This window comes from Methylomonas sp. LWB, from assembly GCF_001856095.1.
GTDB lineage: Bacteria > Pseudomonadota > Gammaproteobacteria > Methylococcales > Methylomonadaceae > Methylomonas > Methylomonas koyamae_A.
Genome location: NZ_MKMC01000023.1, coordinates 239,092 through 263,493, shown reverse-complemented (window position 1 = coordinate 263,493; position 24,402 = coordinate 239,092). Strand labels below are relative to the sequence as shown.

Annotated in this window: 20 protein-coding genes, 1 tRNA gene and 2 pseudogenes; 9 read left to right on the top strand and 14 right to left on the bottom strand. The window is 58.1% G+C overall.

Features of this window, described 5'->3' with window-relative positions:
* Together BJL95_RS11785 and BJL95_RS25730 are read right to left on the bottom strand one after the other, a co-directional pair.
* Positions 1 to 1,125 carry a hypothetical protein gene (locus BJL95_RS11785; RefSeq protein ID WP_071158162.1) on the bottom strand — a complete coding sequence of 375 codons (1,125 nt, stop codon included), beginning with the start codon at positions 1,123 to 1,125 and terminating at the stop codon, positions 1 to 3.
* A 1,203-nt stretch (positions 1,126 to 2,328) separates the two neighbouring features.
* The gene (locus BJL95_RS25730; RefSeq protein WP_071158160.1) at positions 2,329 to 2,604 is read right to left on the bottom strand and encodes a tyrosine-type recombinase/integrase; all 276 of its coding nucleotides are present in this window, start codon (positions 2,602 to 2,604) and stop codon (positions 2,329 to 2,331) included.
* Positions 2,605 to 2,744: 140 nt separating this feature from the next.
* Here BJL95_RS25730 and BJL95_RS25465 point away from each other — a divergent pair, with 140 nt between their 5' ends.
* The 4 genes from BJL95_RS25465 (at position 2,745) to BJL95_RS11760 (ending at position 3,745) form a co-directional block, all read left to right on the top strand.
* Positions 2,745 to 2,942, top strand: a complete 198-nt coding sequence (locus BJL95_RS25465) for a type II toxin-antitoxin system RelE/ParE family toxin (RefSeq protein ID WP_217631685.1) — start codon at positions 2,745 to 2,747, stop codon at positions 2,940 to 2,942.
* Between the two features lie 22 nt (positions 2,943 to 2,964).
* Entirely contained in the window at positions 2,965 to 3,069 is a 105-nt protein-coding gene (locus BJL95_RS26045; RefSeq protein WP_217631684.1) for a type II toxin-antitoxin system RelE/ParE family toxin, read from the top strand.
* Entirely contained in the window at positions 3,062 to 3,346 is a 285-nt protein-coding gene (locus BJL95_RS11765; protein WP_071158158.1) for a helix-turn-helix domain-containing protein, read from the top strand. Before BJL95_RS26045 ends, BJL95_RS11765 begins: the two co-directional genes overlap by 8 nt.
* 138 nt (positions 3,347 to 3,484) lie before the next feature.
* A complete protein-coding gene (locus BJL95_RS11760) occupies positions 3,485 to 3,745 on the top strand; it encodes an ogr/Delta-like zinc finger family protein (RefSeq protein ID WP_071158156.1) in 261 nt (86 codons plus the stop codon).
* Positions 3,746 to 3,795: 50 nt separating this feature from the next.
* Here BJL95_RS11760 and BJL95_RS11755 read toward each other — a convergent pair.
* From BJL95_RS11755 to rpoH, 4 genes and pseudogenes are all read right to left on the bottom strand, one after another.
* Positions 3,796 to 4,104 (bottom strand): annotated as a pseudogene (locus tag BJL95_RS11755) (DUF2335 domain-containing protein); the annotation flags it as partial.
* A 355-nt stretch (positions 4,105 to 4,459) separates the two neighbouring features.
* Positions 4,460 to 5,713 carry an integrase arm-type DNA-binding domain-containing protein gene (locus tag BJL95_RS11750; RefSeq protein WP_071158152.1) on the bottom strand — a complete coding sequence of 418 codons (1,254 nt, stop codon included), beginning with the start codon at positions 5,711 to 5,713 and terminating at the stop codon, positions 4,460 to 4,462.
* Positions 5,714 to 5,877: 164 nt separating this feature from the next.
* A tRNA-Leu gene (locus tag BJL95_RS11745) sits at positions 5,878 to 5,962 on the bottom strand.
* Positions 5,963 to 6,097: 135 nt separating this feature from the next.
* Entirely contained in the window at positions 6,098 to 6,949 is an 852-nt protein-coding gene (rpoH, locus tag BJL95_RS11740) for an RNA polymerase sigma factor RpoH (protein ID WP_064030049.1), read from the bottom strand.
* 241 nt (positions 6,950 to 7,190) lie between these two features.
* Here rpoH and BJL95_RS11735 point away from each other — a divergent pair, with 241 nt between their 5' ends.
* The 3 genes from BJL95_RS11735 to BJL95_RS11720 all read left to right on the top strand — a co-directional run bounded on the left by BJL95_RS11735 (position 7,191) and on the right by BJL95_RS11720 (position 11,002).
* Positions 7,191 to 8,852, top strand: a complete 1,662-nt coding sequence (locus tag BJL95_RS11735) for a glutamine--tRNA ligase/YqeY domain fusion protein (protein WP_071158437.1) — start codon at positions 7,191 to 7,193, stop codon at positions 8,850 to 8,852.
* Positions 8,853 to 9,539: 687 nt separating this feature from the next.
* On the top strand, positions 9,540 to 10,097 hold the full coding sequence (locus BJL95_RS11725) for a Uma2 family endonuclease (protein ID WP_071158150.1): 558 nt from the start codon (positions 9,540 to 9,542) through the stop codon (positions 10,095 to 10,097).
* Positions 10,098 to 10,117: 20 nt separating this feature from the next.
* Positions 10,118 to 11,002: a fructosamine kinase family protein gene (locus BJL95_RS11720; protein ID WP_071158148.1), complete on the top strand. Its 885-nt coding sequence runs from the start codon at positions 10,118 to 10,120 to the stop codon at positions 11,000 to 11,002.
* Positions 11,003 to 11,085: 83 nt separating this feature from the next.
* On the opposite strand, the gene BJL95_RS25930 is transcribed toward BJL95_RS11720, so the two are convergent.
* The 8 genes from BJL95_RS25930 to BJL95_RS11680 all read right to left on the bottom strand — a co-directional run bounded on the left by BJL95_RS25930 (position 11,086) and on the right by BJL95_RS11680 (position 22,925).
* Complete coding sequence (locus BJL95_RS25930) at positions 11,086 to 13,734, bottom strand: EAL domain-containing protein (protein WP_071158146.1); 2,649 nt, start codon at positions 13,732 to 13,734, stop codon at positions 11,086 to 11,088.
* On the bottom strand, positions 13,727 to 14,179 hold the full coding sequence (locus BJL95_RS11710) for a hydrogenase maturation protease (RefSeq protein ID WP_071158144.1): 453 nt from the start codon (positions 14,177 to 14,179) through the stop codon (positions 13,727 to 13,729). The genes BJL95_RS25930 and BJL95_RS11710 overlap by 8 nt, the downstream gene beginning before the upstream one ends.
* An 11-nt stretch (positions 14,180 to 14,190) precedes the next feature.
* Entirely contained in the window at positions 14,191 to 15,720 is a 1,530-nt protein-coding gene (locus tag BJL95_RS11705; protein ID WP_071158142.1) for a nickel-dependent hydrogenase large subunit, read from the bottom strand.
* The gene (locus BJL95_RS11700) at positions 15,720 to 16,661 is read right to left on the bottom strand and encodes an NADH:ubiquinone oxidoreductase (RefSeq protein WP_071158435.1); all 942 of its coding nucleotides are present in this window, start codon (positions 16,659 to 16,661) and stop codon (positions 15,720 to 15,722) included. The genes BJL95_RS11705 and BJL95_RS11700 overlap by 1 nt, the downstream gene beginning before the upstream one ends.
* A gap of 238 nt (positions 16,662 to 16,899) precedes the next feature.
* Positions 16,900 to 18,606: a PKD domain-containing protein gene (locus BJL95_RS11695; RefSeq protein ID WP_071158140.1), complete on the bottom strand. Its 1,707-nt coding sequence runs from the start codon at positions 18,604 to 18,606 to the stop codon at positions 16,900 to 16,902.
* A gap of 18 nt (positions 18,607 to 18,624) precedes the next feature.
* Positions 18,625 to 21,135 (bottom strand): TonB-dependent receptor, encoded by a 2,511-nt coding sequence (locus tag BJL95_RS11690; protein ID WP_071158138.1) that lies wholly within the window; start codon positions 21,133 to 21,135, stop codon positions 18,625 to 18,627.
* A gap of 68 nt (positions 21,136 to 21,203) precedes the next feature.
* A complete protein-coding gene (locus tag BJL95_RS24635; RefSeq protein ID WP_071158136.1) occupies positions 21,204 to 22,040 on the bottom strand; it encodes a VPLPA-CTERM sorting domain-containing protein in 837 nt (278 codons plus the stop codon).
* Between the two features lie 105 nt (positions 22,041 to 22,145).
* Positions 22,146 to 22,925, bottom strand: coding sequence for a VPLPA-CTERM sorting domain-containing protein (locus tag BJL95_RS11680; protein WP_071158134.1), 780 nt, complete (start codon positions 22,923 to 22,925; stop codon positions 22,146 to 22,148).
* Between the two features lie 487 nt (positions 22,926 to 23,412).
* Here BJL95_RS11680 and BJL95_RS11675 point away from each other — a divergent pair, with 487 nt between their 5' ends.
* Together BJL95_RS11675 and BJL95_RS11670 are read left to right on the top strand one after the other, a co-directional pair.
* A complete protein-coding gene (locus BJL95_RS11675) occupies positions 23,413 to 23,970 on the top strand; it encodes a hypothetical protein (RefSeq protein ID WP_071158132.1) in 558 nt (185 codons plus the stop codon).
* A gap of 160 nt (positions 23,971 to 24,130) precedes the next feature.
* Positions 24,131 to 24,353, top strand: a pseudogene (locus tag BJL95_RS11670) (type II toxin-antitoxin system ParD family antitoxin).
* Positions 24,354 to 24,402: the final 49 nt, after the last annotated feature.

The window sequence follows — 24,402 nt, the reverse complement described above, 5'->3', positions numbered from 1 at the left end:
TTAGCGGAATTGATTGGTCAAGGTTTTAGATCCGGATACTTCGCCGTCGTTACTGCTAAACGGAATGCTGACTTTAAATCTGGCGACGTTAGGGCAACCGTTGAAGTTGATGCTGGCCGTACCGCTCACCTGCGCGCCGGCCGGGATATTGCCAACGCCCAATGGGAAACTGGCTGGCGTGGTCACGGTTGGAGTACAAGCCGCGCCGGCGACTTGAGTGAGATTCAATGCGTCGATTTGGGCGTTTTCCGCCGGACAACGGCTATCGTTGCCGAGCGAAATCGTCCAGATACGGGCGCTTTGCGTGCCGGATTTTTTGCTGATGTTGGCCGATAGCTCGGGCAGCTCGCCTACTTGGCAATCCACCGGATTTTCGATGAAGCGGTCGGAAAAATCGGTTTTGGCGTAATCGTAGGCAACCACATTGTCGACGATGTACTTGTCATAAGAGTTGCCGTCCGATTCCGCACTACTACCCACAATAAAACCCGCGGCGGGAATGGCCGCCGGGTTCCATGATGCGGAACTGGAACTGATCAGTTGTCCGTCGCGGTAAACTCTCAATCTATCGCTACTACCGTCTATGCCATTGACATTCCAGGCAATCGCGGCGTGGAACGGCGTGCCGATTTGCGCGACAAACTGTTTGGGTTCGTTTGGGGTCAATATTCCAGCCGAGCCTATGCCGCCGAAAATACCCTGGCCGGTAACGCCGTCGCCCCAGTAGAGAAAAAAAGTATCCGTTTGTCCTGAATAGGGGTGACCAAGCAATCCGAAAACGCCGTAGTTGTAGGGTTGCGGCTGGGTGACCTTGGGGATGATCCACATCGAGATCGCGCCGCGTTGCGCGAGATTTCGCATAATTTGGCCTGGGAACTCAACCCAGTTCCAAAGGCCTTTACGAACGTAGCCGTTGCCGAATTTGCCCGGCTCGTAAGCGTAATTGCCGCCCATTAGGGTGCCATCCGGTCCTACTTCGCTATGGGTCACCTCGGCGTTACTCCCCAGTTTGTTCCATAACACCACATTACCGGTTTCGGCTATGCCGATGGTTGGGGTCGATAAACCCGGCACGATCAGCAGGCAAGCGACCGCAAGACTTGGTTTGTGTTTGATCTTATTCATAAGAGCCTCCTTGATGGAGTAATGAAATGCGATTTGCCCAAATCCGTTGATACTGTCGGCCAGTCCGGGTGGGCAGGAGAAATTTAGACTTGTTGTAAAAAACCAGGATGAAGCCAGACGCCTTTGCCGGCAACCCGCCGAAAAAAGCCAAAATGAGCGTCAAAAATTACGGTATTAAATATAGGGTAATTTAACCCCATTGACCAGCGTTTTCATTCAGTGGCTGGAAAACCGGCTACGTGTGCTGGTTAATTGTGTTTTGCCGGGTTGAAATTACGTCCTTACAGTGGCCGGGCGATAGCAAAATCAGCCGGCAACTTGATATTGCCGATCGGCTTTCAGCCGACTCCGGGCGGTCATTGAATTTCGAAACGGCGGGCTTTGTGATGTTGCGGACAGCGCAAGCGGTGGGGAAGAAGGTTTCGCGGGCATTGTCGCTGTAAAAGCGCCTGCATTTGCTTGAAGTATTCTGGACAATAAAAAACCCGCTAAGCCAGACAGCTTAGCGGGTTTTTGGACTTCGTTGCACTTGCGTGCATTAATCTGTGGTACGAGGGTCGGAACCTTAATATTCTTAAATAATTGATTTATATGTAATGATTTTTCAACACTTCAAATAAGGACACACTCAAGGACACAGCTCAATCTCCTGTCGGTTGCTTTTCGACAGAAAACAATCAAATCTCGATCGCGAAATTTGCCCTGATTTATCGCCTTCCCGATCCAGAAACCTTGATCTCTCGAATTCCTGAAATCTGCCAATTTACGCCATTGAAATGCTTGCCATTTCCAGACGCCACGCGGCTTACAGCCTTTCGGTGGCGGATCGAGGAAAATCCACGGAAAAAACATTTAGGCACTTAAAGCCATAAATATCAATTATTTAAGAAAAATTGCCGGATTTTTCGGTGTGCCGTTTGGCCTGTTGAAATGGCGCAAACCGTCAATGATCGGCACTTTGTGAATTTTGCAAACCGGTAAAGTTGGTCCGCTTTGTTATCTGAATACCGCGACTTTCCTGGCTTTCCGGCAATTTATCCCGGTTTAATCCCTTCAAAACGAAATTCGCGTGCAATTTTTTGTGCAAAAACCGCGCAGGTGAGGAGGAGTGAATTTTGGGTAGTGCGGCGGCTTTGCGAAGACTATACCGGTACCGAGCAAGCCGCCATCAGATCCAGGTCGCGAACTCAAGACGTCGAGACGTTACGCCACTTGGGAAAGCCCTCGAGCTGGGTGGTTGGTGGATGAACTGGACATAGGGTTGAGCAACACCGCATCCTTCAGATGATCCGGCGCCAAGTGGGCGTAGCGCATCGTCATGCTGATGTCGGCATGGCCCAGGATTTTTTGCAGGCTCAAGACGTTGCCGCCGTTCATCACGAAATGGCTGGCAAATGAATGCCGCAATATATGGGTGGCCTGTCCGCGCGGGAATGCCAGCTCGCTACGCTTGGCCGCGCGTCGGAACCGGCCCTTCAATTCAAGGGCGTAGGCCGCATACAGTGCATCGACGCGGGACGGGCAACGTGAGGCTGAAAGAAAAAAAATCGGTATTTAGCCATTAGTAGACTATCAAAATACCTTGATAAATATACAAACACCTTGATAATCTAACCCGCATGAAAAAACTGAGCTTTATCGGTTCCAGCCTGGACGACCTTAAAAACTTTCCCGCCGAAGCTCGCCGCGATGCGGGTTTTGAGCTGGATGCCGTGCAGCGTGGCGTCATGCCATCCGACTTTAAGCCGTTGCTGTCCGTCGGCCCCGGCGCGTACGAGATTCGCATTCATGTGCTGGGCGAGTGGCGGGTAGTCTAATGTCGCCAAGTTCGATAACGCGGTGTACGTACTGCATGCTTTTCATAAGAAAACACAAAAAACGCGGCGCGAAGATATTGAGCTGGCCGCTCGTCGTTATAAACAACTGGGGAATATCGATGGATAAAGAACCTGTAATTGAATCATGCGGCAATGTGTTTGCCGACTTGGGCTTTTCGCCGGAAGAGGCCACCTTGCTGGCAATGCGCGCCGAGTTGATGGCACGGTTGCGCGAAACCATCACTGAACGCGGCTGGACGCAAATTCAGGCCGCCGAGCATTTAGGTATTGGGCAATCGCGCGTGTCCGATCTGGTACGCGGCAAGCGCGATAAATTCAGTCTGGACATGCTGGTAACGCTGGCTACCCGAGCCGGCAGACGGGTTGAATTGACGGCGGCATAACATGCCGCATCGAGTAGCGAGAGCGGCTTGAGTTTAACCCGCTTGCTGTATGGCGCGTTCGGCGTTGGCTGTATTCAGTGATTTTTTGCTTGCGCGGCGTATAGTTTTAAACCTCGCCCATTCATCCGGAACGCTCATATGACTGTCTATTGCTCCAACTGCCAACAAAAAGCCCGCATCACGTCCCGCAACAATCTGAACGACGAAAAAACCGTCGCCGATTTGCACTGCCAGTACCTCAATGTCAAGGAATGCGGGGCGACGTTCGTCACCATGCTAGGCTTTAAGCACTACCTCAACCCGCCGGCTCAGTCCACGCTGCAATTGGCGGCCAACTTGTTGAATACTCTCACCAAGGCCGAACGCGCTGCGCTGTTGCAAGGCATGCCACCCGGCTGATCGCCAAACTGGCTTCCACTTCATTGCATTGATTTTCCGCGCGCGTTGTCTTATCGATCGCTTCGGCTGTTGATGATGGCTTTGACAATGCCCAGGATCGGAACGCCGACCAAGGCTATGGATACCGAAGGATGCGCGCCAAAATAGGCGGTGATGGATGCCGCCACAACGGCTGACAAGGCAATGACAAATCCCAGCCATTGGCCGCGTCGGTTGTCCTGGCGTATGGCCTCGAATTTAGCGAGTTCGTACTTGATGGTTTCGGCTTCTCTGGCCAGGCGAGCAGCTTGCTCGGTTTCGGCCATTTTAAGGATGCGTTCGGCGCCGTTTTCTATGGTTGCATCGAATCGTTGAAGCGCGGCGGGTGGCGGTAATGGGCCGCTTCAGCCGACCGATACTTGGGTGTCTGTGTGGAGGTTATGTGCGACGGGCTTTTTCTTGCGCGGATTTTTCACGTTGGATTGCCTTTTTGAAGTCGCCGCCGATTCTCAACCAGTCCCCACGCATATTGTCGAGATCATGTTTTTTTTTCGGATATGGACAGGGGAAGATCCGGATAACGAGCATCTGAGTAAAGCATACCGGCAGCGCTCAATCCGCTAAGCAATCCCTTAAAGGTGGATTTATTCATAATTTGCCGTTTGTCCGATAACATTCAATAGGGTTCAACGCAATTCATTCTATAACAGAACGACCGACATTCCCAATCTGGCTTTAAGCCTGGCGCGGGAACTGAATCACCTGCGCGCCGTTTTTGAGGGCGTCCAGGTAATCGGCCCAGGCCTGCATCATCCGTCGACGTTCGTCGAGATATTGCGCGCGGTTGTAGGCGGCGCGGACTTGGTCCTTGGGCATGTGGCACAGTTGCCGCTCGATCGCGTCCGGCGACCAGCCTTGTTCGTTGAGCAAGGTGGACGCGGTGGTTCTGAAACCGTGGGCGCTCATTTCGTCGCGTTCGTAGCCCAGGGTCTTTAACGCGGTACGAATGGTGCCGTCGGACATTGGCCGACCGTCGCCCCTACTGGACGGGAAGACATAGCGGCCGACACCGGTTAACGGCTTGATGGCCTCCAATATCTCAATCACTTGCGCCGATAACGGGACGATGTGCTGGGTTTCAGTTTTGGTGACGAAGTAGCGCCATTCTTTGGCGGCCATGTCGATGTCTTTCCATTCCATTTGCCGGATTTCGCCGGGGCGCTGAAATAGGTAGGGCGAAAGCCTTAAGGCGCATTGCACGATAAAGGTGCCTTGGTATTGGCCAATGTCGCGCAGCAGCTGTCCGACTTGCTTTGGCTCGGTGACGGCCGCGTTGTGTTTGACCTTTTGCGCCGGAATTTGGGCGCCGACGGCTTGGGCGGGATCGTAGCCGGTAAAGCCGTGAGCAATGGCGTAGGCAAAGGCAGCGCTGATGTCGGCGCTGACCCGATGGGCGGTTTCCAGTTGTTTTTTGATAATCAGCGGCCGGATCACCGCAAAGATGTCTGGCGACTTCACGTCGCCAATCGGTATTTGGCCGATTTCCGGAAACACGTAGAGTTCGAAGCGGCGGTTTTTCTTGTGGTGCGTGAGGTCGCGCACGGTATGGGCCGTGGATTCCAACCACTGCCTGGTAATGTCTTCGAAGCTGTTGGCGATGGGCAAGCCGGCGGTCACGCGGCTTTTATTTTCTGCGGCTTGGGTTACTTCCGCCCGCGCTTGTTTTCTGGTCTCGCTTGGATCGGTGCCATTGGCAAGGCTATTGCGTGCGTCTTCGGCTTTGCGCCTGGCGTTTTCTAAGGTGGTACCCGGATACACGCCAAATGAAAGTTTCTTCCGCTTGCCCTCGAAGGAATAGATGAACTTCCAGATCTTGGTGCCGTTTTTGCCGACGACAAGATAAAGCCCTCCCCCATCGTTGATGAAGTATTCCTTATCGCGAGGCTTTGCCGCTCTGTAAACCGTGTCTTTATTGAGATGAAGAGCCATGGTGTGTCCTCAATTGTGTCCTCGCCGAGCGCCATTATAGGTAAGGACACACTTTTGCTCGCATGCCCCTGCATTTCGTTGCACTTCTTTGCACAATAAAAAACCCGCTAAGCCAGACAGCTTGCGGGTTTTTGGACTTCGTTGCACTTGCGTGCATAAATCTGTGGTACCGAGGGTCGGAATCGAACCGACACTCCCGAAGGAACCGGATTTTGAATCCGGCGCGTCTACCAGTTTCACCACCCCGGCACAGAAGCAACCATTATACTGCAATTTTATTACCGCGCAACCTCTTTTTAATTGCGAGGTTTAGAGTTTTCATTTTCGCCTCGCCCTACTTAGAGCGCGGCGCGTCCTTGTCGCATTGAAAACCCTAGCGTGTCCTTAAGCTTCCAACATCACCGCCGCTTTAAGTTTTTTCATCGCGTTTTGTTCGAGCTGACGTATCCGCTCGGCGGAGACCTGATAGCGCTCGGCCAGCTCATGCAAGGTGGCTTTTTGTTCCACCAGCCAGCGGCTGGCGAGAATATCGCGGCTGCGCTCGTCCAGTCCCGCCATTGCGTCCAGCAATAGCTCTTCCTTACGGTGTTCCCAATCGCTAGTCTCCAACAGTAAGGCCGGATCGGCGCCCTGCTGCTCCAGATAGGCAATCGGCGCCGGCGAGTTGTCGCTATCGTCGTCGCTGGGCTCCAATCCCACGTCTCTCCCGTCCAGACGGCGTTCCATCTCGTAAACGGTTTTGACGTCGACATCCAGATTTTCGGCAATCGCCTCGGCATCGTCGCGGCTCAGGTAGCTCAGGTCTTTCTTCAGCTTCCGCAAATTGAAGAACAATTTACGTTGCGCCTTGGTGGTAGCCACCTTAACGATACGCCAGTTTTTGATCACGTATTCGTGGATTTCCGCTTTGATCCAATGCACCGCGAACGACACCAGCCGCACGCCCAAATCCGGATCGAAACGTTTGACCGCTTTCATCAAACCGATATTGCCTTCCTGAACGATGTCCGCCATCGGCAAGCCGTAACCGGCATAACCGCGCGCAACGTGGGCGACAAAACGTAAATTGGACATAACCAGTTCCTTGGCGGCTTCCAGATCGCCGAGGTCGCGATAACGGACCGCCAACGCATATTCGTGCTCGGCGCTCAATTTGGGCATCCGGGCAATCACGCTTAAATAATTATCGAATGTCCCGACCGACAAGTTGATCGGCAAAGCCAAAGAGTTATTCATAACAGCCTAGACTCCGTTGATGGTTTATGTGTTGACAGAATTCTAGCACTCGAATACAGAGAGTGCTAATAATTTGATAAAAATCTTCTCAGTCAAAAAGTTAGCGGCATTTTCGGCGAATATTCGCCGCGTCCGGACCGGTTCGGCCACTTTGCGAGTACCGTTTAAACTCGTTAAAATGGCCGACAGTGTTCAACCCCGCGAAATTTGCGGCTTTATCCAATTTCCCGTTTCCTACTCCATGTCAGCGACCGATAGCCCCGTTTCTTCGAATTTCATCCGCCACATCATCGCCGAGGATTTGGCCGCCGCTAAAAACAACGGCAGGGTCGCCACCCGCTTCCCGCCCGAGCCCAATGGCTATCTGCATATCGGCCACGCCAAATCGATCTGCTTGAACTTTACGCTAGCCGCCGAAAACAACGGCACCTGCAATCTGCGTTTCGACGATACCAATCCGGAAAAGGAAAGCGTCGAATATATGGAATCGATCGAGCGCGACGTGGCTTGGCTGGGCTTCCAATGGGCCGGCAAATACCACGCTTCCGATTATTTCGAGACCTTGTACGACTATGCGGTGCAATTGATTATGCAAGGTCAGGCTTACGTGGACAGTTCCACGCCGGAACAAATGCGTTTGGATCGCGGCACGCTGACCGAACCCGGTAAGCCTAGCCCGGACCGCGACCGCCCTATCGAAGAAAACCTGGACCTGTTCCAACGCATGCGCGCCGGCGAGTTCGCCGACGGCCAATACGTGCTGCGTGCCAAAATCGACATGGCTTCGCCCAACATTAATATGCGCGACCCGGCGATTTACCGCATCCGCCGTGCTCATCACCACCGCACCGGCGACGCCTGGTGCATCTATCCGATGTACGACTACACCCACTGTTTGTCGGATATGCTGGAGGGCATCACCCACTCGATCTGCACGCTGGAGTTCGAAGACCACCGCCCGCTCTACGACTGGGTCTTGGACGAACTAAAAACGCCGTGCCACCCGCAGCAAATCGAGTTCGCCCGCCTGCAACTGGAATACACCATCGTCAGCAAGCGCAAACTACTGCAACTGGTCACCGAAAAACACGTCACCGGCTGGGACGACCCGCGCATGCCGACCATCTCCGGCCTGCGCCGCGCCGGCGTACCGCCGGAAGCGATCCGCGATTTCTGCGAGCGCATCGGCGTGACCAAGAAAAACTCCTGGATAGAAATGAGCTTTCTGGAGACCTGCATCCGCGACAACCTCAACGACAACGCGTTACGGGCGATGGCGGTCTTGCGGCCGTTGCCCGTCGTCATCACTAACTGGGAAGACGGCAAGAGCGAGACTTACCAAATCGCCAACCACCCGCAAAAACCGGAAATGGGCAGCCGCGAAGTGGCGTTCGGCAAAGTGATATTGATCGAACAAGACGACTTCATGGAAAACCCGCCGAAAGACTTCAAACGTCTGGTGCCCGGCGGCGAAGTGCGCTTGCGCGGTTCTTACGTGATCAAATGCGAGGAAGTCATTAAAGACGCCGCCGGCAATGTCGTCGAACTGCGTTGCAGCTACGACCCGGCCACGCTGGGCAAGAACCCGGAAGGCCGCAAGGTCAAGGGCGTGATTCACTGGGTCTCCGAGCAACACGCACTGTCGGCGGAAATCCGCCTCTACGACCGCCTGTTCAGCCACCCTAACCCGGACACCCTGGACAACTTCCTGGACGGCATCAACCCCGACTCGCTGGAAGTCTTGACAGACGCCTGCGTCGAAGCCAGCCTAGCCAACGCCACGCCCGATACCCGTTACCAATTCGAACGCACCGGCTATTTCTGCGCCGACAGCGTCGATAGTAAGCCGGGGAAATTGGTTTTTAACCGGACGGTAACGTTGAGGGATAGTTGGGGGAAGTGATTTGAATTTGGCCTATGAGTAGGTAGGGTGGAAAAGCGCAACGCCTTCCGCCATTTGACTTTTCGATCTGTGGTGCATGACGCTATCGCTTATGCACCCTACGGTCCTAGCCGAAGTGGTGCGTAATGCCACCCTAACATAACGGTCAACATGACGCTCCGCGATAAAGCCGCGCAGCGTCGGTTTCCACTACGTTGCGCTCCGGTACCAATAACTTTCAGCGTCTGGCCGCCACATGACTCCTCGAATTCATCCTACCCACGCTAAAACCTCACTGAAGGTTATGCTGTCGATTCTTGCGGTTTCGGTAGTGCCCTTTGCATACTCATTTTATGCCGCATATCAGCCGAACGACGAATCGCTGGAGACAATAAGCATTGCCGTGCTAATGATGATGTGGATTTTTGTGATGCTGATCGGAGCGCTACGTATGTACGTCGCCAAGTGCCCGACTTGCAACCGATGGATGCACCGGCGTACTAAACGGCTTAGCGCGCCTGAGACCATTCACTTCACCTGCGAAAAATGCCGCATCGACTGGGATTCGACAATCGCGAAGAGCGATTAGCCCGCCACTGGCGTCCGGCACATCCGCGTATAAACCGCAATGCCGATTCGCCGATTGCAAAACCCGGCAATCCCATCAACAATAAGAAATATTTCTAGCCTAAGGATCAGGAGCGTCCCATGTCCGTACCGATGCCCAAATCGAACCACTTGACGCCGGAAGATTATCTGCAAATGGAATTGTCCAGCCCTGTCAAACACGAATATCTAGCCGGCGAGGTGTTCGCGATAACCGGCACCAGCGACAGCCATAACCTCATCGCCGGCAACCTCTACATGCTGTTTCGGGAGCACTTGCGCGGCACGCCGTGCCGAGTGTTCATGTCCGACGTCAAATTGAAGGTCGCCGCGGCGGACGCGTATTTTTACCCCGATCTGATGGTCACTTGCGAGACCGCGCCGGATAGCCATTTCCGCGAACAGCCGAAACTGGTCGTCGAAGTCCTATCGGATTCCACCGCCAAATTCGACCGCGAGGACAAGCGCCAGCTATACCAGTCACTGGACAGCCTGCAAGAATATGTACTGGTCGCGCAAAGCTGCATGGACGTGCGCGTTTACCGGCGTACCGACGACGGTTGGGACATGAATATATACACCGACGGCGCCACGATCCCGCTAGCATCGGTTGAACTGAATATCCCCATCGAAAGCATTTACGAAGCGGCTTGGGATTGATCCGCCGCACTGGAAACGAAATGACCTTGAACGCTGAACTATTACAACATTTGCAACAAACCACCGGCCGCACGCTGCAAAATCCGCGCATCGCCAGCGTCGGCGGCGGCGACATCAATGCCGCTTACCGCTTGCGAGCCGACGGGGTGGATTGGTTCGTCAAGCTGAACCGGGCGTCGCTGGCGGACATGTTCGCCGCCGAGGCCGCCGGATTGCGCGAACTGCGCGAATCCGGCACGGTCGAGGTACCGGAGCCGATTTGCCACGGCCGTTTCGCCGACCAATCCTATCTGGTGTTGCACTTTGTCGAGCTTGGCCCGCTGCATTCGACCGCCGCCGGCCGCTTCGGCGAAGCGCTGGCCGCTTTGCACCGGATACGCCAGCCCTGGTTCGGCTGGCATCGCGACAATACGATAGGTTCGACGCCGCAATTCAACCGGCGCGCCGACGACTGGGTCGAATTTTGGCGCGACCGCCGCTTGGGCGAACAATTGCGCATCGCCGCCGAAAACGGCCATGGCGGCCCGTTGCAAAGCCTGGGCGAACGCTTGCGGGAACGCGTCGGCGAATTTTTCAGCGATTACCGCCCCCACCCTTCGCTGTTGCACGGCGATTTATGGGGCGGCAACGCCGGCTGCGACGCGCAAGGCCAACCGCTGATGTACGATCCGGCGTGTTATTACGGCGACCGCGAAGCGGACATCGCGATGACCGAATTGTTCGGCGGTTTCAGCCGCGATTTCTACGCGGCCTACCAACGAGAATATCCGCTGGACAGCGGCTACAAAACCCGCGTCACCCTCTACAACCTGTACCACATCCTCAACCATCTGAATTTATTCGGCGGCGGCTATCAGAGCCAGGCCAAGCGCATGATGGAACAGCTCCTGGCGGAATTGGGTTAAAACGCCGTCGATGTCCCGCTCCGGCGCGAATGCCGGCGCGTCGATTGCGGCTGAAGCCGCTCCAGTTCCCCCTCGATCCAGTACTAGCTGAATTCGCCAGCCTCCGCCGCGACTTGCAATAGCTTGGCGAAGGCCGCGCTATCCAAACAGTTGCCGAAAAAGTAGCCCTGCACTTCGTCGCACTCCAGTTCGCGCAAAAACGCCGCCTGTTCGGCGGTTTCGACGCCTTCGGCCAATACCGTCATCTTCAGACTTTGACCCAGAGCGAGAATGGCGCGGGTAATGGCGACGTCGTTGCTGTCTTGCGGAATGTCCATCACAAACGAGCGATCGATTTTCAGTTTGGCGACCGGCAGTCGCTTCAAGTATCCCAACGACGAATGCCCGGTACCGAAGTCGTCGATCGCCAAGGTCACGCCCAACGCGCGCAATTCTTCCAGCACGCCGACATTGGATTCCGCTTGACGCATGATGTAGGTCTCGGTGATTTCCAGTTCCAGACAGCTCGCGGGCAAGCCGGTCGAGGCCAGGGTCCGGCTGACCATCGCCAGTATATTGCCGCGCTCGATTTGCACGCCGGACAAATTCACCGCGACGCGAGGCAGATTCAAGCCGGAATCCAACCAACTCTTCATTTGCCGGCAAGCCATCAGCAGCACCCATTCGCCGATCGGTACGATCAAACCGCAATCCTCGGCGATCGGAATGAATTTGTCGGGCGGGATCATGCCCAATTCGCGATGAAACCAACGCAGCAACACTTCCGCGCCGGCCAGACGGCCGTCGCCGACCCGGTATTGCGGCTGGTAATACAATGTCAGCTCGCCGCGCGCCACGGCTTCGCGCAACTCGCCTTCGAGATGCAGCCGTTCGTTGGCGCGGGCAGTCAAATGAGCTTCGTAAAACTGGAAATTGCCCCTGCCCTGTTCCTTGGCCCGGTACATCGCCAAATCGGCATGTTTGATCAGCGTGGTCGCATCGTTGCCGTCGCCGGGAAAGCGACTGATGCCTATCGAGGTGCCGATGTCCAGGCGATGGCCGGCAACGTTAAACGGCAGGGTCAGCGCGCCGAGAATTTTGGCGGCGATCCGTTCGATGTCCGGTTGGTGGCGAGTGTCTTCAAGCAGAACGATAAATTCGTCGCCGCCCAGGCGAGCCACGGTATCGATTTCCCGCAAACTGTCCCTGAGACGCTGCGCCACCGCGCGCAACAGCTCGTCGCCGACCGGATGACCCAAGGTATCGTTGACGTGCTTGAAACGATCCAAATCCAGGAACAAGACCGCCAAGCCCTGGCCGTCGCGCTGCGCGCGCCGCAACGCGTGTTCGCAGCGCTCGTTCAGCAATTGCCGATTAGGCAGACCGGTCAACACGTCGTAATAGGCCAAGCGGTGAATGTGCTCGGCGTTGCGCTTTTGTTCGCTAAGATCGTAAAACACGCCGATGTAATGCAGCAAGCGGCCGTCCATCGCTCGCACCACCGAGATGCTCTGCCACAGAGGAACCACGCCGCCGTCGCGGCGGCGATCCCAAATCTCGCCTTGCCATTTGCCGTCGCGTTCCAGAGTGCGCCACAAATTCCGGTAAAAATGCGCGTCCTGATTACCGGATTTCAACAGTCTGGCTTTGTGGCCCAGCACCTCGGGCGGCGCGTAACCCAGGATTTCCGAAAACGCCCGATTCACCTTGATGATGCGGGTCTTCGCATCGGTAATCATGATGCCGTTCAAGCTGTTGTCGAACACGCTGGCCGCCAGTTCCTGCTCCGACTCGGCATCGCGCTGGGCCGTAATGTCCTGCACCGTGCCGAACGAGCGTAGCGGCCGGCCGTCGCTGTCGTAATGCGTGACGCAACGCTCGTGTACCCATTTGATTCGATCGCCGGCCAACAACAAACGGTGATCGATCGCGAACGCGCACGGCGAGTTCAGCGACTCGGCGTAGGCCTGATCGACGGCGGCCCTGTCGTCCGGATGCACCAAGGCCAGAAACGCTTGATAGTTGGCCGGCGCCCGCGCCGCGTCCAACTCGAATATCCGGCAAACTTCCTCGGACCAAATCAAGCGGTCCGCCGCCAAATCCAGCTCCCAATGGCCCAACTGCGCGATATGTTGGGCTTCCTTCAACAGGCTTTCGCTACGCCGCAAACGGTTTTGCTGATTCTTCAACGCACTGATGTCGGTGGCGCAAATCACCGCGCCTTCTTCCTTACCCTGCGGGCTGTGCAGTAGGCTTGCTTCCATCCAATAATCGCGGAACGCGCCGCTCGAATCGGCCAGACGGTGCTCGGCCGCGTAACCGTCGGCCCGACGCAGGGTTTCGAACAACGGCGAATACACCGGCCACGGCAATTCCGGCAATTGGTCCATCAAGGTTTGCAATTCGTCGGGAAACAGCCATTCGTCCAAAACGCGACCCTCGATCGCCGCCGCTTGCTCGCCCATCGCTTCGGCACAACGCCGATTGATCTGGCTTATTCTGCCGTCCGGACCCAGCACGATCACAAGCGCGCCGGTGGTGTCCATCACCCGCTGCGTAAAATTGGTTTGGTTGAGTTGCCGTAGATTCGCCGCCCTTAGCGCGCTGCTTTGCGTCTCCAACGCCCGAATCATCGCGTCGGTTTGCTCGGCGCCCTTCACCATTTGCTGTTCCAACGCGGAATTCGCCAGCCGCAACGCGGCCAGCTCCAACCTTAGCCACTCCAATTCGGCTTGCAGGGCCTGGTCAGTCATCGCCGGCTCCGATGTAACTACGGATCAGCGCCACGGCCGGCGCCACGGCGGCCGCGACCGGCGCGGATAAACCCGGCCGAAAGGCCGACACGTCCGCGGATTCGACCGCGACGATACGGACGCGCGGCGGCGGTTCCGGCATCGCTTGCAAGGCTTGCAACAAATAGCCAACCCCGCCGCCGTGCCCGACCGGCGCGGCTTCGGTCAGCACATCGCCGGCCGTCAATTCCCGCAAGCGGCCCGGCTCGGCACCCGGCGCCAGGCTATCGACGATGATGGCTTCGCCGCAGTCCCGAAACAACCACAGCGCGTTCAAGCCCGAGGTGCCGGCGTCGAACGCCCGCCAGCCGTCCGGCAGCGGAGTTTCGTTTAGCCGCGTATACACCGCCGCGCCGAAGCCGTCGTCGCCGTGCAGCGGATTGCCGAAACAAACGATATGCGGCATCGACGTCACCGTCACGGCAGGAAACGCCAGCGTTTGCCGGTTTCCAGCATATGCACGGTACAGACCAGGCAAGGGTCGTGAGAACGGATCACGTGGCCGATTTCAACCGGATCGTCGGGGTCGGCCACGCTCAGCCCCACCAGACTTTGCTCCCAGTGGCCGGGAAGCCCGGCGCTGTCGCGGGGCGAGGCGTTCCAGGCGGTCGGCGTGACGATCTGGTATTTTTCGATCACGCCGCCGCGTATCCGCAGCCAATGTCCCAGCGCCCCCCGCGCCGCCATGATCAGGCCGTAGCCTTCGCCGTCGATTTCGGCATGCTTGGCCGGATTGGCGATATGCGGCTCGCCGAGATGTTCGGCCAATTCGTGCAAATGCCGTTCGGCCTGCGCCAATTCGTAAGCGATGCGGCGAACCCTGGCAAATTGCCGCAACCAGGCGTTGCCGCCTTCGGTCGCGTAAAGATCGGCAATTAAGGCGTCGCCGCCGATCAGCAATTCGGCCAGCGGGCCGGTTTGCACGACCTTGTCGGCGTAGCGCGGCGCTTTCGCCCAAGTGTAGCGATCGCTGCCCGGCTGATAATCCGGAATCGTCTCGCCCTGCCAAGGATGACGACCGCCCGAATACGGCCGGAACCAGGAATGGCGGACGTGCTCGTTAATCAGCGCTTGGTCGAGTTCGGCAATACGCCCGGTATCGCCGTCGTAGAATCCGCCCGGCATCAATCGGGCGCTGTGCGGCGCGTTCCAGTGCGCCGGATCGCACCAAGCGCCGAAACTAATCATGTGCGGCGTACCGGCCGCCATCCTATGCAAACCCAGGTCGCGCGCGCAACGGCTCAACAAACCCAATGCACTGGCGGCATGCGCCGGCCGCTCCAGCCACTCGAAATAGCCGGCGGCGTTATCCAGCGCCAACCATTCGTCCAGCGGCGCGCCGATCACGATGCGCTCGTACCATTCGCGTACTTCGGCGAAGATCGTCCGGCAGGCAAGCAATCGGCGGGCATCGGCCGGCGAAGTGACGCCGCCCGGCACCATGTACGACGAATGCGGCCATTGCCCGCCGAAATGGGCGACGACTTCGACGACCCTTCGGGTAATCGCCAAGGTTTCCCGGTGCACGCGCCCGGCGAACGGCGCGAACTCGGCCTCCGCCGCCGCGAACCACGGCCGGTCGCGGTAACGGGCGTTGCGGAAATCCGGCGCGAAGAACAAGAAAGTTTGCCGCAAATCGTTTTGGATGCCTTCCGAGATTAGGCAAACGTTCCGAATCCGGGTGGCATTGGCCGGTACCGGCACGCGCCAGGCGTGCTCCAAGGCCAGCACCGCCGTGTACAAATGCGCGGTGCCGCAAATCCCGCATACCCTGGGTGTGAGAACCAAGGCGTCGCGCGGACTACGTCCGACCAGAATTTGCTCGAAACCGCGATACAGAGTGCCGACCGTACGCGCTTCCACGACAACGCCGTCTTCCAGACTCAGCGCCAGTTCCAGGTCGCCCTCGACCCGGTTTAAATTGACATTTAGCTCGACCCGCGCCATCAGACGTCCATATCCTTGCCCTCGACCCGCGCCGGCGCGGCCGCCCTAGCCAGATTCTTGTAAGCCATGTAACGCGCCCGTTCCACGCCCATCGGCAGCCGCACCGGAATGTCGCCGATTTTTTCCGTGCTGAACAAATCGACTTCACGCGGAAAATCCGGCGAAGTACAGCCGAAACACGGCACGCCGGCGCGGGTCTTGCTGTTTACGCCGTTCCATAAGTCGCTGTTGCACACCGCTTGCGTCATCGGTCCCTGGCAACCCAGATTAAAAAACAGACACGCCTTGCCGCCGAATTCGGTATCTTCGATGTCGTATTCGTGGTACTCGTTGCGGGTGCAACCTTGGTGCACGACAGTATTGAAGAAGGCGAGCGGCCGATTCAGCTCGTCCAGCGGCAACGGCATGCCGGCCGCCAGCCAGGCCAGGGTTTGCGTCATGGTATGCGGATGGGCCGGACAGCCGGCCAGATTGACGACCGGCCAGCCGCGCCGCGAGCGCCATTCCGCCGGTAGCAAACCGCTCGGCAAGTCGCGGTCGAATTGCAAGCCGATGCAGTCGCTGGGATTCGGCGCGGCGGCATGCACGCCGCCGAACGCCGCGCAAGTCCCCATCGCCACCACGACGCCGGCGCGCTGGGCCAGCTCGCGGACAATCTCCATCCGTGCCCGCCCGCGATAACTGTCGTACAAGCCGGTGCCGCGCGGCGCGGTGACAATGCTGCCTTCGACGCAAAGTATATCCAGCGTCCGCTCTCCGGCGCCTATGGCTTCGATCAGACGGTCGTGCTCGCGCATCGACGCGCTGGATAAGGATGGATGCCAGAGCAGCTCGACGCCGTGCGTCGCGAACAGTTGCTCGATGCTGGGCGATTGGGCACTGAGTATCGCCAGCGATTCGCCGCCGCATGCGCCGGTTTGTAACCAAAATAACGTCGCCACCACCACTCCCGAATACCGTTTGGGAGGCATTGTATTGAAATTGGCTCAGATCGGCCAATTTCGAGCAAACGGCTGATACATTGCCCGCACGTCGCTATCCCGCCGATACGGATTCAAGCGCCGCTCCGGCCGGGCCCGCGACTAAGCGTAACAAGACTGCCTCTCGGCGAGCATGGATTAACGCAGCCCACCCTGCCCCGCGCAAACTCGGACCAGCCGCCGGCGACCATCTTGACCGCTAGCGCCGGGTGGCGTCGTATTGCTGACCGTCGTCGGTCACCGCGCTGCCGCGCGTCGGCGGCACCATCACGCTGACCGCGCCCTGACAGGACAAACCGGCGTAGCTGGCGGTAAAAGCCACCCGATAGGCCCGGCCGTTGCCGCTGAAAGCCTGGTTTTTCGGCTGCTGGCCTTGGCGCTCCGCCCGCAACTGCAGTATATCGAGCGCCAGCGGCTTTTTCGCGCTGCGCTTGGTGCGGGTTATTTTGGCGTCGGGACTGGTTTTGTCTTTCAGCGCCGGGTTTTTCAGCGGTTCGTCCTGGCTTACCGCATCGATACGCAAATCGTAATTCGGTTTGGCGGTATCAATACCGGGACCGGTGATACCCTGAATCAGCACTTTTTGCATCGCGCCGTTCGGCGACCATAAGTAGGTTTTGCTGGGCCGGGCTTGCGAGCAATCCAGCAAACCGTCGTCGTTGTTGACGACCACATCAACCGTCGCTTCGGCCGAGGCCGGGCTAGCCGCATCGTCGGTCACGGTCAGTTTGAAGCTCAGGGTTTCCGAGCCGCTGGCCAGCCAGGGCGCGGTGAAGCTGGCCGTAGCGCTTTGCGGGTTATGCAAGCTGACGGCGGTACCGCCGGTCTGCTCCCATTGATAACTCAAACCGTCGCCGTCGGCATCGCTGGCGCTGCCGGCCAAGGTCACCAAACCGGCTTCGGCCACCGACTGGTCGGCGCCGGCATCGACGCTGGGCGCGCGATTGCTCGGCGGCGGATTGTTATTGCCGGCGTTGACAGTGATCGTCACGGTATCCGGATCGCTTTGCAGACTACCGTCGCTGACGGCCAACGCGAACACCAGCGTGCCGGCCGTGGCCGGCGCGGTAAAACTGGGCCGTTGCGCGGTGGCGCTGGACAGCATCACCGTCTCGCCGGATAGCTGCGTCCATTGATAAGCGGCGATCGCGTCGCTGTCCGGATCGCTGCTAGCGCTGCCGTCCAGTTGCACGGTGGCGCCGGTATCGACGGACGCATCCGCGCCGGCATCGGCGGTCGGCGCGTGATTGACGCTGGGCACGCCGGCCGCGATCACGACGGTCGGCACCGATTCTATCGTCTCGCCGCCGGTCAGATTGGGCAGACTGCGCACCTTGACCGCCGCCAGTACCGTCGGCGCGCCGGCATCGGCACCGCCGCCGCGTATCGCCGCGACCAGTTTGTCTACCGTCAAGGCATTGGGCAGGCTACCGTCGTTCTGAAACTGAATATGGCCGACTTCGCCGACCGCCAAGCGGGCACCGACACTGCTCGGCGTCTCCGAACGCGGGAAACCCAATTCGCTGGTAAAGGTAAAGCCATCGACGGTGGCCACGTCTTCCTGCGGTTCCCAACGATCGGACTGGGCGCTGTCGTCGCCGAATTGTTCGACCACGATGCCGGGCAATTCCGGCGCGGTGTAGTCGAACGCCAGCAACAGTCCCGAGATATAGCTGGTGGCGCCGACGCCCGGCACCAGATTGGACGCGACGTTGGTCAGGCGCAAATCGACGGCCGGCAAGCCGTTCGAGTCGATCACGTCCTCGAAATGGGCGGTGGCGACGGTCTGGCCGGCACCGGCGGCCGGCGTCAGCCGGTAATTGAATGCCAGGTCCAGTGTGGCGGCGTCGGCCGCGCCGCCAATCAGAGTCGCGGCGATGCAAAGCGCCGATAATGGTTTGTTCATGGCGTCTCCGCGCAAAGCTTAAAATTTCAACCGCACGCCGACCCAGCCGCCGAACGGCGCGCCCGGTCCCAGAAAGCGCGGGTTGCTGTAGTTTTGAAAGCCCGGCAACTCGTTGGCTTCGCCCAACATGCCGAAGGACTCGTAATCGGTGTCGAACACGTTTTCCATGATCAGGAAGGTCGCCAGATTCGGCGTCCACTGATAATTGGCGTGCAGATTCATGACGAAATAGGGATCGGTCGAACCCAGGAAATTGCCTTCGTCGCCGCGCAGAAACTGTCCGGAATTGAACATGCCGTCGCCGCCGACCGTCAGCGCCGTCGTGACCGGCACCGTCAAACCCAGTTTCAAACTGTGTTGCGGAATGCCGGGAATTCGGTCGCCTTTTTCCACCGGAATCACCGCGCTGTATTCGCCGTTGGCGCCGAAGGTTTCGATCCGGGCCGGATGGGTGGGACTGCTGACGAAGAAGTTGTTCTGGAAAGTGGCATCGACGAAGCTGTAGCGCAAATACCAGCGCCAATCTTCCCGAAATACGCCGGATAAACCCGCTTCCATGCCCACCCGGCGGGTATCGCCGACGTTCGAGAAAAACCCGACATTGGACGTCGCGCCGCCGGTGGATTGAAAAATGATGTCGTTTTTGTTGATGGTATGGAAAAAACCGACGTTCCAGGCCGTGTCCTTATCGAGCTGGCCGCGAAATCCGGCCTCGAAGCTTTCGGCGACGACCTGCTGCAAATGCGGATCGGCCAAAAAGGCGTTGGGCAGCCGGCATTCGGCGTTGGGATCGGAACAGGCCAGTTCGACGATGGTCGGCGCCCGCGCCGATTCGCTGTAACCGCCGTAAACGCCCAGTTTGTCGGTGACTTTCCAGGTTAAACCGGCCGACGGGTTGAAACGGCTGTAAGCGTGGTTGTCGTTCAATTCCGGACTGTTGCCCAAACTGTCCAGCAAACGGATCACGGTATCGTTAAAGCGACCGCCGAAGCTCAAGGTCACGCGGTCGGTCAAGTCCAGCGCATCGTTGAAAAACGCCGACCAGGTGGTGGTGCCGCCTTTCAGGCCGGTGGCATCGTCCGGAATGAAAATGCCGGAGCGGCTGGTACTGCGGTCGGCCAGCAAGCGGACGATTTCCACTTGAGAACCGTAGTTGACGATACCCCGGTTATAACCGAAGCCGGTAATCAACTGATTGTTCAGCCCGAACAATTTATGTTGAAACGTAGCCTGTCCGGTAGCGCCGAAGCTTTTTTGCTTGCGGGTACTGATGTTGTTGATCGCGTTCAACGGGTGATCGGGATCGTCGTAACCGACCGGATTGCCGTTCTGGTCGCGGACTATCCATTGCGACAGGATGTCGGAACCGGCCATGCCGGCGATGTCGTCGGGACAGTCGCCCGGCTCGGCGCGTTCGCGGGAAATCCCCTGGCTGGCCAGGAAGGACCAAAAGCTATCGCCGCTGAAACCGTCGCTGCCGGGAAACAGCGGATAGGCCGGCAAGCCGTCGAGATTGCGGTCGTACAGCGCGCCGGCTTCGGAACAATCGATGTAGGCGGTATCGTCGCCGTTGAAGGATCGCGTCACCGTATCGCGGTAAAACGCGTTACCGGCCAGTTGCACCTTGTCGTTCAGCCAGTGGGTACCTTCCAGCGTGAAAAACTTCATGTCGTTTTCGGTGCGGTCTGGCGAGGTAAATATCGCCGAGCGGTTGTCGCGCAACAATTCGGTGGGGACCGCGCCGTTGCCGATCAGGTCGCTGTTGCCGTACAAGGCGCTGAAATCCAGCGACGATTTGTCCGAACGCCAGCCCAGCGAACCGTAGACATTGATGGCCTCGGACGGCGAGGAATCCCGCCAGCCGTCTTCGGCGAAGCGCCGCACATTCACGAAATAGCCCAGAGTGCCGTCGTTGCCGCCGCTTTCGGCCGACACCACGTTGCGGCCCCAGGCGCCGCCGTAAGCCTCCAATTCGTGGCCCGGCGAATTGAAACCGTTCTTGGTTTGCAGCGATACCGCGCCGCCCAAGGTATTCAAGCCGAACAAGGGATTGGCGCCGCTGAACACGTTCATGCTCTTGATCATCGATTCCGGCAGCATGTCCCAGTTGACGGTATCGCCGAACGGATCGTTATAGCGCACGCCATTGACGTACACGCTCATCCCCATCGGTAAACCCAGCAACGGCGACGCGGTGAAGCCGCGAAAATTCAGGTCCGGTTGCAGCGGATTGTTTTGCGCGGCATTCAACGTCACACTGCCGGTGGTGCGATTCATGAACGAGGTCAGGTCGTTGGCTTCCGAGCGGTCTAAGTCCCGGTCGGTGGCGGTTTGCACGTTGGCGGGAATTTTGTCCTTGTCCAGGCCGACGCCGTGTACCGGCGTCACGTCGACGACTTCGACCGCTTCCAGGGTATCGTGACCGGCCGTCTCGGATTCGGCGGCTTCGGCGCCGAACGCGGCGCACAGAAAGGCAAAGGCCACCGGCTTGGCGGACTGCTGTAATGGCTTCATGAACTTGATAAACATGGGGGGCTGCAACCGATAGGGCCGCAACCCGGTTGAACCGACGCGCCGACCGGGCGCGCGACTAGCTTTCAGCGCGACCGACGTTTGCCGAGCAAACCGATGCCGGCCAGCGCCGATAAAAATAACGGCAGCGCGGCGGGCAACGGGACCGGCGCCATCGCCAGCACGTTCAAACGATTCTGCGCCGGATTGCCGCCGGTGGCCGAGTTGCCCCAGAAACCGCTGGCCGCGATACCGCGCAAGGCCGGATCGGCGTTGCCGGTGCCGCGCAATTTGATCCAGCCCAGCGCGTCCGCTTGCTCCGGATGCAAGGCATTTTCGACCGCGTTGGCCGGATTCAGCAAATTGGCCACGCTGATGCCGGAAAAGCCGGCGCTGTTGTAAAGGTCTATCGTACTGCTGGTGCCGGCCAACAAAGTCTCGGCCGTGAAGTTGTACTCTTGTTCGAAGGCTGGATCGCCGGCCGCCGAGCCCCAGCCGTCGATGGCGCCGTCTTCCTGCCATTCAATGCCGCCGCTCAAGCCGCCGGAAGTGACCGGCGCCAGATTGACGCCACTGACATAGCTCCAATGCTGGTTATTGAATTCGTAACCGTTGTCGGTGGAGGTGCCGGGAAAATTGAGTTCGAACGAAGAGATCCACACCTTGGTACCGGCAACGCCGCTGGAAAATTGCGCCAGGTCGCCGGCGGTCAATTGCACCCGCACGCCGCCGTAGCCCTCGCCGTTCAAGCCCAGATCGGCCAAATCGGTCACGGTAATGCTCGCGACGTTGGCAACCCCACTGCTGCCGTACAGATTGGTGGCGATGTAATTAAAGTTCAGGGTGGTGGTCGCTGCGGACGCGGCGGACAGGTTCAAAAGAGTTGCGCCGGCCACCAGCCAGGATTTCGTTGAAAGTTTCATCGTTATTATTGTTTGAATTGAAATGGAAAAAACAGCCAAGCATTAGCGGCCGCGCCGCCTCCCGGCGGGAGCAGAGCCTGGAGTCGGCGCGGCGCTAACAACGGTTTAAGCGCGGCGGCGGCGCAACACCCCGAAGCCGGCCAAGGCCGAGGCGAATAACGGCAACGCGCCGGGGACCGGCACCGGCGCGGCGGTCGGCTCGACGGCGCCGACCACCAAGGTCGCGACCGACTCGATATTTTCGCCGCCGGTAATCGCACCCAGGCTACGGACTTTGACGGCCGCCATGATGTCCGGAATGGAAGCGTCGGCCGACCCGCCGCGCAGCGCTTCAACCAACGAAGCGACGGTCAAGTCGCCTTGCTCGAGTCCGGTATCCCACCAAAACTGGATATGGGCGCTATCGCCGACCCGCAAACTGGCCAAGCTGGTCGAGGAAGACGGATTCGAGGTGCCTTTGGGGAAACCCAATTCGCTGGTAAAGGTAAAGCCGTCGACGGTCGCGACGTCTTCTTGCGGCTCCCAGCGGTCGGATTGGGCGTTGTCGTCATCGAATTGCTCGATAATGATGTTGGGCAATTCTTCGTCGGCAAAATCGAAAGCCAGCAACAACCCGGAGATATAGCTGGTGGAGCCAACGCCGGGTACCTGATCCGACGCGACGTTGGTCAGGGTCAAGTCGATGCCTTTAAACCCGGTGCTGGTAATCACGTCTTCGAAATGAGCCGTGGCGATCGTAGTGCCCAGCGCGCCGGCGCCCGGCGTCATGCGGTAGCTGAAATCCAGATCCAGCGTGGCCGCCGCCGCGCCTTGGCTCAAGGCCAGACCGATACCCAGAGCCAGCGAATTGACGGAACGGCTTAACGATTTTGGGAGGTAACTCATATTGCGTCCTTTTTTTCCGAGATTAAGAAAGAATTTTTCTCGGCTATTCTCGGGAAGCCGCGCGAAATGGCTTAGGGAATTTTTCCCGGTATCAGACTGAATGTTTCCCGATGTTAAATTTGGTTAATGATTGAACAGTTAGCCGGCAAAAAGCCTGCTACGCGGCCGGATCGATCGCCGCCCTCATTGACGCCGATGAAAACCACGGCGTACGGATTCACGCGGAGCCTTCAAAATCGGCGCTTGCCCGAGTTTTCAAAGGTCGCTAACGAACAATAAATTGAAGCCCGGTTTGTGGGAACACTCCGGCGTGACCGATAATAGAATCCAGCTGGAAGCCGAGAAAGCCGGGTATCGTTGCCGCTCCACCCGGTCCACCTCCGTGGTTTTCCGGCGACATAAGCCTCGCCGATTGCTACCACTCTCGCTATCGCGCCGGGCGCTTTTTAAGTCTTTCCGGCGGCGGCCGGCACTACGAGGACACAGCATGTACTACTCCAATATGTACGAATTCGGCGTACACAACACAACCGTCGGCGTCACCGGGTTTGTCACCTGCATCGGCGTCGTGTTCGTAACCAACCAACAGCTATACGCCATCCACATTCCTCAAACGCCGGCAAGATATGCCGACGCACACCGCGAATTTGGGATGTTCATCGCCCGTACCGAGGGACCTAGAATTCAGGGCGACATCCTGGTGTTCTGTAACAGTCCGCAGCGGGCGAACGTCGTCAATGAATTGCGGCCTTTAATCGGCGCCCTGAATGTCAATACCAGCACGCTCTACCGGCTGAATGGCCCCGGACTCAATAACGCGGCAAACGCCGCCGCGGTCCAGGTGGACCGGGTAGTTGCGGGCGTGGCCGGCTTTGGCGTGAGCGTGAAGTACGAAGTCAATAACAACATCGCCTGGGTTGCCGGGGGTACCGCGCCGAGCGGCCGATATGCGCCAGGCGGACTGGGTGGCGGCGTCGTCCCGAATGCACCGGTCAATTGGGTCAATGTCACCGCGCAGAATTGCCAAATATCCAACCCCTGGTGATTTTGCCCATCCCCAAGCGCCGAACTTGGGGATGCCTCGCCGGCAAGCTCCGCCCCTGCAAAGCCTGGGAACCGGTGGAATCGTCGGCACACTTGAGTCTGGCGCCAGCGGCGGTCTATATTAATAATTAATACATCGACACCTTATCGGGAGCGAGATCATGGCTGGAAATACTTCCGTCACTTTAGGCGACCACTTTGATAACTTCGTGCAGGAAAAAATACAGCAAGGCCGTTCGCGCCGGTTTGCGTAAACTGGAAGAAGAGGAACTTAAGCTGCAAACATTGAGAGCCAAGCTACAAGCCGGCGAAGACAGCCTGTTGCAGGAGGATTTCGACCAAGAGCAATTTCTGGCCTCGATGCGAAAAAAACATAGCCAATGAAGCCCAGCTATCGTATTAGGCTGAACGCGACGGTCGGCATGTTCGGCGA